This window comes from Veillonella sp. VA142 (assembly GCF_003992135.1).
Taxonomy (GTDB): Bacteria; Bacillota; Negativicutes; order Veillonellales; family Veillonellaceae; genus F0422.
The window spans coordinates 13866-27315 of record NZ_RQVN01000021.1; the positions used below are offsets into that span (position 1 = coordinate 13866).

Below are 13450 nucleotides of genomic sequence, written 5' to 3' on the forward strand. Positions count from 1 at the left end.
TCCTACACTTTCATATATTGTTTTAACGAAATGGTACTACCAATAGCACCCACTACAATTCCTACCACAACTAATCCTGCGGATAATTGATAGATAAATGGCATCATTGGTACTAGTGGCATGAAAGCAAAGTTGGAAATCACTTCCACTGTAATATAACGGTAGAATTGCCACGTAGCGACACCCGCAATAGCGCCACCGATAGCACCTAAAAACATACCTTCCAATACAAAAGGCCAACGGATAAACCAGTTTGTAGCTCCTACATATTTCATAATACCAATTTCTTTGCGGCGAGCAAATACTGTCAAACGAATCGTATTAGAAATGATAAACAAAGTAGCTCCAGCCAAGAAAGCAATAAGTACCATACCACCAATACGAATAATTTTAGTGACTTCAAAAATTTGTTCAATCACATCTTGTCCATAATGTGCACTTTCTACTTCTGGATATTTAGACACTACTTCTGCTGTAGATTTTACTTGGTCTGGCGTATTGAAAGTCAACACATAAGACGTTGGCAATGGGTTATGTCCATCCAGAGAGTCTACCAATTGCTGTTGTTCTCCTAAACGCTCTTTAAAACGTTTCATAGCCTCATCTTTTGTAACAAACTCAATGTCTTTCAGTTCTGGCAATGCTTTTAATTTTTTGCCTAACTCCATAACCTGAGGTGTTGTTAAATTATCTTTCAAATAGATACTAATTTGTACTTGGCTCTCTAAATGGGATGCCAAATTATTAAGATTCACAACACCACAAGCAAATACACCCAATATAAACAAGGACAAAGTCACTGTAGAAATGGATGCTAAGGACATCAATCCATTACGACGCATGGATTGAATAGCTTCTTTAATATAATATTTAAACGTTCTAATTTTCATGGAATGCGGCCCCTCTCATTTGATCACTTACTACACGACCACCTTCTAAGGCGATCACTCGTTTGTTTAGATAAGACACCATATCCATATCATGTGTTACCATCACTACGGTTGTACCAGAGTTATTGATGGCTTTAAAAAGATCAGAAATATCGCGGCTTGTTTGAGGGTCCAAGTTACCTGTCGGTTCATCAGCAATTAACACTAACGGTTTATTCACAATAGCTCTAGCAATAGCAACCCGTTGTTGTTCCCCACCACTAAGATCTTGTGGCAAATCATTAGCTTTATCGCTCAATCCCACCAGTTCCAATACATTTAGTACTTTATCTCTAATTACTTTCGGCTTTTCCTCAATCACTTCCAAAGCAAAAGCAATATTTTCAAACACTGTTTTTGATGGTAAAAGTCGGAAATCTTGGAATACAATTCCTAACTTTCTACGTAAGTACGGTACTTTGCTAGATTTGATACGTGTTACATCAACATCATTTACAATAACTGTTCCAGAATCTGGTGTAACTTCATGTGAAAGTAATTTAATAAATGTTGATTTACCTGCTCCAGAATGTCCACAGACTAATACGAATTCTCCTTTTTCAATATGAATCGATACATCCTCTAAAGCAACGGATCCATTGTCGTATACTTTATGGACATTTCTAAATTCTATCATTCTATCATTTCCTTCCTATTTTCGCGCTATACCTCGTTTGGTAGCTGCTACAATATCAGTGGCTGTTAAACCATATTTTGCCATCAATTCTTTCGGTGTACCAGACTCACCAAAGGTATCTTTTAGACCTACAAATTCCATTGGTACTGGGCATTCTTTTACCACAACTTCTGCCACAGCACTACCTAAACCACCAATCACATTATGCTCTTCAGCGGTAATCAACAGTCCAGTTTCTTTGGCTGCTTTTACAATCGCCTCCGCATCGATAGGTTTAATGGAAGCCATGTTGATGACACGCACAGAAATGCCTTCTGCTTCTAACGTAGCCGCCGCTTCTACGGCAGGGCCCACTAAAGCACCACAAGCAATAATCGTGGCATCTTTACCATCACGCAATTGTTGAGATTTGCCCGGCACAAATATGTATCCTTCTGGCGTCACATCTTCTACACCGGCACGGCCTAAACGTACATAGACAGGACCATGATACTCCGCTGCCCAAGCGATGACAGCTTCTGTTTCTACTGCATCGGCAGGTACCACAACAGTCATATTAGGTAATGTACGCATGCAAGATATATCTTCTAAACTTTGATGTGTCGCACCGTCTTCACCAACAGTAATTCCTGCATGAGTGGCACATACTTTTACGTTTAATTTTGGATAACATACAGCATTGCGCACTTGTTCAAAGGCACGACCTGTAGCAAACATAGCAAATGAAGACACAAATGGGACTTTGCCTGCTGCTGCCAAACCAGCGCCTACAGAAATTAAGTTTTGCTCTGCAATTCCTACATTAAAGAATCGTTCCGGATATACTTTTTTAAATTCATCAGTTTTTGTAGATTTTGATAAATCTGCATCTAATACAACAACATCTTTATGAGTGGCACCCACTTTAACTAAGGCTGCACCATATGCTTCACGAGTCGCTTTTCCCATGATTACACCTCCAACAATTCCGCTACAAATGTGTCACATTCTTCTTGTGATGGCGCTTTACCATGCCAACCTGCTTGGCCTTCCATAGCTTTGATACCTTTACCTTTGACAGTGTTCATAATCACCATAGTTGGTTTATCTGTCGTTGCTTTTGCTTCTGTAACCGCTGCATGCAAGGCATCTAAATCATGACCATCTACCACAATCACATGCCAACCGAAGGCTTTGAATTTTTCATCAATTGGCAATGGACTCATAACTTTTGTGATATCACCGTCGATTTGCAATCCATTAAAATCTACAAATGCTGTTAGGTTGGACAATTTGTAATGAGCTGCAAACATCGCTGCTTCCCATACTTGGCCCTCTTCTAGTTCGCCGTCACCTAGTACGGAATACACACGATAAGAGGCTCCGTCAATTTTACCTGCTAGTGCCATACCACATGCCGCTGAAATACCTTGTCCCAGGGACCCAGTAGACATGTCTACACCTGGAATATATTTCATATCTGGATGACCTTGCAAAATATGATCTATTTTACGCAAATTCAATAATTCTTCAGTTGGAAAGAATCCTTTTTCTGCCAATGTAGCATACAGAGCTGGTGCAGCATGTCCTTTAGATAAGACAAAACGATCTCGATGAGGATCTTTTGGCTCATTTGGATTCACATTCATTTCTTGAAAGTACAATAAACTCATTACATCAGCAATAGATAAAGATCCCCCTGGATGACCAGATTTTGCTGACGTGACTGCTTTCACGATGTTTACACGAATCGCTTTTGCTTTTTCTTGTATCAGTTGTTTTTGTTCAAGTGTTAACATACCATACCCTCCCGTGTTATACACAATTTTAAGGCAAATTATTTATCATGCAGCATGCCAATGGCAATGCGGGCATTCTCTAATGCATTTCTTCGTAATTCATGGATATTTTCTAAAACTGTTTCCGTGAAAGTACTTCGTTCCAAAGCTTCTATTGTACCTGCTACAATAGGCTCTACTTCTAATGTATGTAAATCACCTACTGGCTCTTCACCTATCATATGAAGAAAGTTTAAAATTTTAGGGTCATAAGAGATCCCCAGGCAAGGTGTTTCCATTAGCGCACTAAATACTAGTGCATGCAGTCGTACCCCTATCATGACGTCCACAGAACTACTCAACGACAATAGCTCTGTCGTGCTATACACATCAGCAAGAACTGTCGATGTAACTGTCATATGCTTGGCAATGACTTCTGCCTCCATCGTATCCTCTGTATGTTGCATAGGAATAAATACGATATGAGCCTCTGTTGCTCTGTGAATCTGATCTAGAGCCTCTGCTAATATTCGTTGATACTTTGTGCAACCTTTCCAAGATCGAACAGATACTCCCACAATCGGTCGGTCCATAGACACTCCATAGGACTCCAATATTTGATGACCCACTGACGTATCTACTGGATGCATGCCTAGCACCGCATCAGCCGTCACTGTAATCGGTACATTATGAATACCTAGTGAAAGTAACTCTTCCTTTGATGCATGATCCCGTACAGTAATATGAGACACTTGATTCAATACATGTCCCACCGTGGCACGAGCCAAAGATTTACGCAAAGGACCAATACCCTGAGCATAAATCATCACCTGTTTTCCCAGCGTATTCGCCAAGGCGATGATACTTAAATAATAGTAGAGACTACGTGTACTCGTGACATCCTGCAACAGACTACCTCCGCCACTGATGAGCATATCACAAGAATATATAGCGCGGTATATCTTCCACATGTCAAAGCGACCTATGGCTTTCACCTTGTGAGTGTTCATAGTTTCTACGGGATTTCCAGAGATTACCGTAATTTCAGCCTGTGGTTCTAATTCAAGCAAGGCTTGTAAAATAGAACTCAATAAGGCTTCATCTCCGGCATTACCGAACCCATAATAACCGGAAATGAGTATCTTACACATGGCTTTCACCTCGTCCTTGGAACCAACGAATACCATATCCGATGAATCGTACCGCTATAATGGCTATTAAACCTATGACAATACCTAATAGCAACCCATCATAACCACGAGCAATGGACATGTACACTGGTGTACGTAAATGGCAGAACGTTTCCACCATGGATGCAATACCTATGACAGCCCCTACGGATAAGGCAAAGTGTAAGACCATCGGAATCCGACGACCCACAGCATAGGCCGCCAGCATAAATGCTGGGTGACCAATTAAAAATTCCTTTTCACGAGGGCGTGCATACATAGTATTTTCTAAAAATCTACGCAAAGCGAGTTCCCAAGACGGTACTGGCACACCTGCCGTATGACCACTACGTCCTACAAAGACATAGGCTACTACAGCCAAAGCTCCAAGAATTAACAAGCTATAGACTTTAATATCAATTTGAACAAATTCTGTAATGAAAGATTTGACATCTTTCACGGAAGAAATAGTTCTCCCTTTCCAAATTGGAAAGCGTTGTAAATAGGCGATAGCCGTTAATACTACTGGCGCCACAAAGGTTAATTTTACACCATGGAACAAGGCAAATTCCATAAAGAACTGCGTGCTACCTAGCATGCCTGCTATACTGATGCCACCAACGGCAGCAATCAAAGCTGCTACCACGAGATATACTACAGATTCTATAGTGCTTCTCCATGGAGATAACCCTTCATGATTCCGTTTCGACCAACAATCAAAGATCATCGTCATTGCCAGAACTGGAGCAGATATAGCTGCTACCAATGCCCAAGCCGACATAATTTTTGTACCTATGGTCATCACATAAATACCTATAGAAATGATGCTACCCACAGCAAATAGGCCTAGTAAATATGGTTTTCGTATACGTATGATCTGACCTAATGTGAGTGTCGCTAAGCTTATTACGCCTGTCATCGTTAATAATCGTAACAAAGTGTTCGGCGTATACACCGGGTAAATAGAAGCTTCCCCTGTAGTAAAACCACGAGCTTGTAACTTATCTGTCACTTGTTTCGCTACAAATAATGTTGTTTCTAAAGCTGTTCTGTTATCTACGCCTTGTTCATATAATGGGAACAAGTTGTAACGAATATTTCGTTCAATGTCACTGATGTAGAACCATTGTACTAGTTCACCCGGTGTCAGCTTACGTACTTCTTCTTTCGATACAGTGTACAATCTACCTACTTTATAGTGATTGGCATTAGCCATTTCTAAGAACCCAGCTTGTGGGAAGTACTGCAATTGATTAACTGCTTCAATCCCCACTACAGGAATATGGCGTGCTTCTAATTGTTCTAACGTACGATCTACATGCAATGGATACCCTAAGGCTTCTTTACCTACGAAGACCATTCCCGTTATATTAGAAACTCCCTCAAGACGTTGGAACACATGGTCCACATCTTCTACAGTCACTCCTTTATAGTTCGTTGGACGTACAATGACATGGAATCCTAGATTCGCCACTTCTTGAGCTTGCAATTTAGAAATACCTAAGTTCATATCTTTTAAAGAATCACTTGGCAACGCTAATCCTAAAATAGGACCTAATGATGTTTGCAATACCGTGACTTTATCTTTGCCTAAGCGGCGTACTAAATCTTCCTGTACCTCTTGAAAGTAAGCTTCTTTACCAGAAACCATCCCCACATAGGTAAGGCCAGGCTGTACACCTGCAACTTGCAATTGCTCTAAATCATTAGAGCTATACATATGAATATGACCTGCATCTCTTTCTTTTTGCAATGTTCTATCATAAATTGCTAACGCTGTAATACCAGATTCTTTAGCGGCTACTACTGCCTCTGACAAGGAGCGCTTCTCATAAGCATTGGCACGCAGTAGTCCATCATAGTCGATGATATTTTCAATCTGTTCCTGCTGTGCCTCAATATGATGTCGTTCTTTCACCAATATTAGTCCACTCACAATGCCCACACCTAGAAAGGCCAATAAAATCCATGTGTAAATAGATATTGTCTTTAATTTCATAAGCCCTCCTATTGTGCAACAGGATGCACGAACACATGAATTTCTTCACGCCCTGTTTCTACACGATCCAATTGAACAGGAATTGGAAACTTTCCAAAATCATAGAGAGGAATTGATTTCACCACACCACTAGATAAGCGGTTCAAACTAGCTCCACCAATGGACAGCTTTTCTGTTACAAACTGCAATGTGTTGCCTTCAATTTCTAATCGACCTTGGATGGTTACCTTACCAGAAAGGAAGCCGCCTACATCGATACGCCCACTCATGGCAACGCCATGACCAGAAATCTCTACAGTTTCAATCGCCAAGCCTTTGGCACTGGAACTGGATAAGTGTTGTTCAATGTATCGTTTCAGATCATCTTGATGGATAATTCCTTCAATATGACCTTGTCCAAAACTAGTAAAACGCAATTGTTGGTTAAAAAATAATTCTTTAGGTTCAATCTGGATTTGACGTAGGTCAAATGTTAATCGTTGTACTTTCAGTTTACCTAAAGTGACCCCATCTAAGGAACCTCGAAATGAGTCAATCTCACCCAGCGCTAACTTAAATCCCGGAGAAGATTCAATGCGCATGGACTGTGCTTCTGGATGTAAGGTATCTTCTAGTCTTGATTCTACTTCATGGCTCACAAGGGCAGGCAAGAAAAAGGATGAGCCGCCTATAACGATACCACCTAGTATCAAGACAAATAGTATTGTTTTAAAAAAGAAATTTCTCACGATCACTCCATTATATTGTTAAATTGGCTTCTTTCTTCAAGAATCCTTCCATAAATTGATCTAAGTTACCGTCCATGACAGACTGCACATTACCTGTTTCCACGTTAGTACGATGATCTTTTACCATATTGTACGGATGGAATACATAGGACCGAATTTGGCTTCCCCATTCAATCGCTTGGTAGGTGCCGCCTAATTGTTCCTTCAACTCAGCTTGTTTTTCTAACTCTAATTCAAATAATTTAGCACGTAATAATTTTAAACATTGCTCTCTATTTTGAATTTGTGAGCGCTCACTTTGACACTGCACGACAATGCCTGTCGGTGTATGTGTCATACGCACAGCAGAGTCTGTTTTGTTGATGTGCTGTCCACCCGCGCCACTAGCACGATACGTATCCACTTGTACATCTTTCATATCCAAATTGATTTCTACAGTCTCATCAATTTCAGGCATTACATCAACAGCACAGAACGAAGTATGACGGCGTGCGGCAGAATCAAAAGGAGAAATACGGACTAAACGATGTACACCTTTTTCAGATTTCATATAGCCAAATGCATTCTCACCTTTAATCAAGAACGTAGCACTTTTAATTCCAGCTTCGTCACCCACTTGTTCATCCATAAGTGAAATACCATATCCTTGTTTTTCCGCCCAACGTAAATACATACGTATCAGCATAGAACACCAGTCTTGTGCCTCTGTACCACCGGCACCAGCATGGAATGTAAGGATAGCGTTGTTCTTATCGTATTCACCACTTAACAAGAGTAATACTTCACGATGCTCTACTTCATGAGTCAACTGCTCTACCATAGTAGTCAGTTCCCCTTCCATAGAGGTATCCTCTTCATCGATGGCCATTTCTAGCATAAGCTTTGCTTCTTCCACATCGGTAACAAGCTGTTTATATCCCTCTACGGCATCTTTTAATTGTGTCGCTTCTTGGGAAATATCTCGCGCTGCCTCTGGATCATTCCAAAAATCAGGATCACTCATTTTTATATCTAATGTTAATATGCGTTCTTCTTTTTGAGCGATGTTAAAGTGAATCCCTCATTCCAAAAATACGCTCCTCTAAATTGTCGATAGGACCTTTTAAGTCTTCTAACATTTTATTCACCTCTTTCTTTCAATCACTATTAAAAATGGCCGCACAGGAGGCTTGTCACCTCGCTGCGTGGCCATGAAAGTCTAGTCTACGTTTTGTGGTTCCAACACGTCTTCATGGTGGGTCTTAGCATCAGCTAGATGATCAACCGGTTCTTCTTCTGCTATTGTTTCCACATTAATTTGGATACGGTATAAATACATAATTGTTTCATCCGTAATAGCTTCTTTCATACTTTCAAACATGTCGTAGGCCTCGAATTTGTATTCTACTAATGGATTTTTTTGTCCATACGCACGTAGGCCAATTCCTTCTTTTAACATATCCATGGCATCCAAATGTTCCATCCATTTGCTGTCCACAACTTTAAGCATGATAGCTTTCTCAAGCTCGCGCATGTTAGCTTCCCCAAATAAGGATTCACGTTTTTCATACTCTTGGTGAGCAATATCGATTAGATACTCTTGTAGTTCTGCACGACCATACTCTTCCATTTGCTCTACTGTCAACATACCTGGTTCTAAGAAGTAAATTTCTAAGTGTTTTAGTAAGCCTTCATAGTTCCATTCTTCCGGATATAACTTTTCATCTGCATATTGATTCATAGAGTTGATAATCAAGTTATCAACCATATGCAAGATTGTTTCACGTAAGGATTGGTTATTCAAGATCAAACGACGCTGTCCGTATAATACTTCCCGCTGTTGATTCATAACATCATCATATTCCAAGATATACTTACGAATATTAAAGTTATGATTTTCTACTTTTTTCTGTGCTCGTTCAATGGATTTTGTAATCAAGGAATGCTCGATTGGCTCATCTTCTTCCATACCTAATTTATCCATCATGCCAGCAATATTATCTGCGCCAAAAATACGCATCAAATCATCTTCCAAAGACAGGAAGAATTGGGAGGAACCATTGTCCCCTTGACGGCCAGAACGACCGCGCAACTGATTGTCGATACGACGACTTTCATGTCGCTCAGTACCTAAAATGTGTAAACCACCTAGTTCAGCTACGCCTTCCCCTAAAGAAATATCTGTACCACGGCCCGCCATATTCGTAGCAATTGTTACCATGCCATGCTGACCTGCATTAGCAACAATTTCCGCTTCTTGTTCATGATGTTTCGCATTCAATACATTGTGTGGTACGCCAGCATTGGTCAACATATCACTCAACATTTCAGATTGCGTAATGGAGGTAGTACCCACCAAGATTGGCTGACCTGTTTTATGGCGTTCCACTACATCGCGAATAACAGCACGATATTTAGCATCTTTTGTTTTAAAGATTAAATCTGGCATATCTATACGTGCCAATACTTTATTTGGTGGAATTTCATATACTTCCAAACCGTAAATGTTGTTAAATTCTTGTTCTTCTGTTTTCGCCGTACCCGTCATACCAGATAGTTTTTCGTACATACGGAAATAGTTCTGGAATGTGATAGATGCCAACGTTTGGCTTTCACGTTCTACACGTAAGCCTTCTTTTGCCTCAATAGCTTGGTGTAAACCATCGGAATAACGACGACCGAACATCAAACGGCCCGTAAATTCGTCAACGATAACCACTTCGCCATCCTTCACGACGTAATCTTTGTCGCGCTCCATCATGGCGTACGCACGGAGGGATGCACTCAACAAGTGATTCAATTCTAGGTTAGAAGAATCATACAAGTTTTCGATGTGCAACATTTTTTCAACTTTCGCAATTCCTTCTTCTGTAGGAGCTATGGTTTTTTGTTTTTCATCGATGGTATAATCTTCATCTTTTACCAAGTGTGGCACTACTTTTGCCAATTCATAATAGCGTTCCGTAGAGCGTTCGCCTGGCCCGGAAATAATGAGCGGTGTACGAGCTTCATCGATTAAAATAGAGTCCACTTCATCGACGATGGCATAGTTTAATGGACGTTGCACCATTTGGTCTGCATGGACAACCATGTTATCACGCAAATAGTCAAAGCCGAACTCATTATTCGTACCATAGGTAATATCTGCCCCATAGGATTGTTTTCGTTGGTCGTAATCTAAACCAGCAACAATTAAGCCAGTAGATAAGCCTAGAAAATTATATAAACGTCCCATCCATTCGCTGTCACGTTTTGCCAAGTAATCATTCACTGTTACAACATGTACACCCTTACCAGATAGGGCGTTTAAATACACTGGTAATGTAGCAACCAATGTTTTACCTTCACCAGTACGCATCTCTGCAATATTACCACGGTGCAATACAATACCACCAATCATTTGCACATCGAAGTGGCGCATTCCCAATACACGTTTGGATGCTTCACGAACTACGGCAAATGCTTCTGGTAAAATATCATCTAATGTTTCACCATTTGCCAATCTTGCTTTGAACTCTTCTGTCTTTGCGCGCAAAGAAGCATCACTCAAGGATAACAATTCTGGTTCCAATCCATTAATCTCTTCAACAATGGATCGAATCCGTTTAATTTCTTTTGCATTTTTATTGCCTAATAGTTTTTGTATAAAACCTAACAACTATCTCAACTCCTTATATGTGGAAAGTTTCAATTAAAGACTATGTATCTAGATTATTATAGCCTACTAGCAAGTAATAGTCAAAAAGAAGTGGGATTTTTAGAGTTATTTATAATAATCCTATCTATCAAAGCAATTATACATAGTGCTATAATTAATTTGAAAGGAACTGAACATATGGGATTATATCTTTTAGATAAAAAAAGCTTTTCATATTTAGAAAGGTTCTATCTACAAAATTTATCTCCGCAACTATTAATCGATATTACCTATCTCCCACTCCGTGAGATAGAACTCGAATTATCTTACTTATTACAGTTAAATTTCATTACCAACACTGATGGGTTTCATTGCGATTCAGAAGGTATTCACCCTAAAAATATTTATAAAATAACTCCCCTTGGAAGAGCTTATTATGAAGCAGTATTAAAGCAATGAAAACTTGATATAATACCAGTTGGTGTGCTAACAGCGCATAAGTCCTCTCTATTTTTTCAATTCTTGCTACAATGTTAAATTAGAACTTTGTTAGCAATTGGTAATGGAAATATATTTTCTTCTATTATCATCATTTCTGTACATTCGTATAATCGTATTTATATGAAGGGATTGATATTCCTAAATACTGAACATATAATTAAAGTACAAATTGGGCTATGAAACCCAAAACTAACTTTATATTATCCTTCGGGATAAAAAGAAGAGACTATAACAAAATGTATGTTTTACATTTTTGTTACAGCCTTTCTTGTGTTTATAATATATTAGAAAGGAGAATTTAGTGTGGGAAAAAACCAACACGTTGTGCCGTCTAAAAATAATGGTTGGAATGTTAAAGGTGAAGGCAATACAAAAGCTACAAAACACTTTGACACTAAAAAACCAGCAATTGATTATGCTCGTAATATTAGCATAAATCAAAAAAGTGAATTAGTCATTCACAATAAAGATGGTAAAATAACGCAAAAAGATAGTCATGAACCTGACTCATATCCTCCCAAAGGATAATAGGCTATAATACACGGATAAAACGGCTCCTTGTCAAATGTGGGAGCTACTCATACAAGAGTAGCCCCCACATTTATTATAGAGCCTGACTTTTCATCCATGTTTCAAATTTATCTACATGAACCAGTGTTTGTTGCGGCCCTATTTGTAAGCATATATCATTGAACACCCCTTCATTTTGTTTGCTTTTCCTTCAATTTCAATTACTAACATAAATAACCATCCTTTTCATTTATATTTTATATTCCTTTCAAAATTGGTATAATTATCTTAGAAAGGAGGTCCATCAATTGACTAACTTTTTTAAAACATATGAAGGTTTAATTGCCGCAATAATCAGCTTTCTATTTGCAATCTCACTTTTTCTTATTTCTCCATCATCAGTTCTTCCTACTTGGGTTTGCATTATGTTAGGTGCAATAATTCTCTTTATGTTTTGGGGCTTTCTAATTTGGAAAAGAAAACTACCAGAAATCCCACCATCATTTTTAGTTAATATAATTCAAATTACTGACGACAATCATATTCTCTTTGCTTCAAATATGGTTGATTTTTTTCAAGTTGATAGTTGCTTTACAATCTATTACAAGAAGAATAATATTGAACGTATACTTGGTATTGGTCGTGTTATTCATATCCAGAGCAATAACATTGTCCAAGGTAAAATTATTTCTCCTTCTAAAGAACGATCTCTACTCTATGAAGAGTTAAGAATTGTACCAACGCTATCATTAAAACAATTGTCTTACCTTCTAAAGTATGAAAATATGCCCTAATATTATTCCAGTGATAGTTCCTGCTACTATCCCAAATCCAACTTTTAATAATCGATAATAATCCATCTTTCCTTTCCATGGAGGTATAAATATGTCAAATCAATTAAAATGTAAAGTCGCTAAAATTATAGATGACTACAAATTAGTACTTAATGTAGGTAGCAAACATAATGTTGAAATAGGATTTCGCTTTTCTGTATTTTCTATATCTGAATCTGATATAATAGACCCGGACACTAACGAATCTCTAGGAAAATTAGAAACTCCTTTAGGTACAGGTAAAGTTATCCATGTCCAAGAAAAAATATGTATCATTGAATCCGATATGTACTTAAAATCCACTAGCAAAATAACTAAAACAACAAAGCCTTCTGGTCTACTTTCTATGTACGATCAAGAAATTGTAACCGAGGAAATTCCTAATGAAAAAATACATAGGCCATTTGATATTGTTAAAATTGGTGATTCAGCAATTTACCTTCCTTCTTTTACTAAATAAAATTAAGTTTTAAGTCGAAGTCAGCTATAACTATTATTTTAGGCCTTCTTATTGAAGGTCTTTTGTATTTATAGTTGCTTGCCCTCCTTCTTCTTGCTTGTTCCACATGTCATCCATATGTTTTTGCAATGGAGTTTTCAATTTTATTTTACCTTTTCTGTTTTTATCTACTTCAAATAATTTGCCCTTAAATTGCAAGTAAAAATTGAACACTATGATATAAATAATTTAACACTTAAATTGCAAGTAGAAATTGAACACTTTGATATAAATAATTTAACATCGTGAAAGAACCCTTAAAAGATACTTAG

General features: G+C 38.4%; 13 protein-coding genes. 4 read left to right on the forward strand and 9 right to left on the reverse strand.

Annotation, left to right across the window (positions count from 1 at the left end):
- Positions 1-2: 2 nt before the first annotated feature.
- From ftsX to secA, 9 genes are all read right to left on the reverse strand, one after another.
- Positions 3-890 carry a permease-like cell division protein FtsX gene (gene ftsX, locus EO117_RS07580; protein WP_126939871.1) on the reverse strand — a complete coding sequence of 296 codons (888 nt, stop codon included), beginning with the start codon at positions 888-890 and terminating at the stop codon, positions 3-5.
- On the reverse strand, positions 880-1566 hold the full coding sequence (ftsE, locus tag EO117_RS07585) for a cell division ATP-binding protein FtsE (RefSeq protein ID WP_126939872.1): 687 nt from the start codon (positions 1564-1566) through the stop codon (positions 880-882). The genes ftsX and ftsE overlap by 11 nt, the downstream gene beginning before the upstream one ends.
- A gap of 15 nt (positions 1567-1581) precedes the next feature.
- The gene (locus tag EO117_RS07590) at positions 1582-2514 is read right to left on the reverse strand and encodes a transketolase family protein (protein ID WP_126939873.1); all 933 of its coding nucleotides are present in this window, start codon (positions 2512-2514) and stop codon (positions 1582-1584) included.
- Between the two features lie 2 nt (positions 2515-2516).
- Complete coding sequence (locus tag EO117_RS07595) at positions 2517-3344, reverse strand: transketolase (protein ID WP_126939874.1); 828 nt, start codon at positions 3342-3344, stop codon at positions 2517-2519.
- Between the two features lie 38 nt (positions 3345-3382).
- Complete coding sequence (gene csaB / locus EO117_RS07600; RefSeq protein WP_126939883.1) at positions 3383-4474, reverse strand: polysaccharide pyruvyl transferase CsaB; 1092 nt, start codon at positions 4472-4474, stop codon at positions 3383-3385.
- Complete coding sequence (locus EO117_RS07605; protein ID WP_126939875.1) at positions 4467-6491, reverse strand: DUF5693 family protein; 2025 nt, start codon at positions 6489-6491, stop codon at positions 4467-4469. Before EO117_RS07605 ends, csaB begins: the two co-directional genes overlap by 8 nt.
- A gap of 8 nt (positions 6492-6499) precedes the next feature.
- Entirely contained in the window at positions 6500-7219 is a 720-nt protein-coding gene (locus tag EO117_RS07610; RefSeq protein WP_164727542.1) for an LmeA family phospholipid-binding protein, read from the reverse strand.
- 10 nt (positions 7220-7229) lie between these two features.
- Positions 7230-8337 (reverse strand): peptide chain release factor 2 gene (gene prfB / locus EO117_RS07615; protein WP_240632604.1). Its coding sequence is split into 2 segments (ribosomal slippage): positions 7230-8279 and positions 8281-8337, totalling 1107 coding nucleotides; the frame shifts between segments, so codons are not numbered across the junction.
- An 80-nt stretch (positions 8338-8417) separates the two neighbouring features.
- Positions 8418-10856, reverse strand: a complete 2439-nt coding sequence (gene secA, locus EO117_RS07620; protein ID WP_126939877.1) for a preprotein translocase subunit SecA — start codon at positions 10854-10856, stop codon at positions 8418-8420.
- A gap of 42 nt (positions 10857-10898) precedes the next feature.
- On the opposite strand from secA, the gene EO117_RS07625 reads away from it, so the two are divergent.
- The 4 genes from EO117_RS07625 to EO117_RS07640 all read left to right on the forward strand — a co-directional run bounded on the left by EO117_RS07625 (position 10899) and on the right by EO117_RS07640 (position 13139).
- Entirely contained in the window at positions 10899-11294 is a 396-nt protein-coding gene (locus tag EO117_RS07625; RefSeq protein ID WP_126939878.1) for a hypothetical protein, read from the forward strand.
- 345 nt (positions 11295-11639) lie between these two features.
- The gene (locus tag EO117_RS07630) at positions 11640-11864 is read left to right on the forward strand and encodes a DUF2188 domain-containing protein (RefSeq protein ID WP_126939879.1); all 225 of its coding nucleotides are present in this window, start codon (positions 11640-11642) and stop codon (positions 11862-11864) included.
- A gap of 290 nt (positions 11865-12154) precedes the next feature.
- On the forward strand, positions 12155-12640 hold the full coding sequence (locus tag EO117_RS07635; protein WP_126939880.1) for a hypothetical protein: 486 nt from the start codon (positions 12155-12157) through the stop codon (positions 12638-12640).
- 91 nt (positions 12641-12731) lie between these two features.
- Positions 12732-13139 (forward strand): hypothetical protein, encoded by a 408-nt coding sequence (locus tag EO117_RS07640; RefSeq protein WP_126939881.1) that lies wholly within the window; start codon positions 12732-12734, stop codon positions 13137-13139.
- Positions 13140-13450 lie beyond the last annotated feature (311 nt).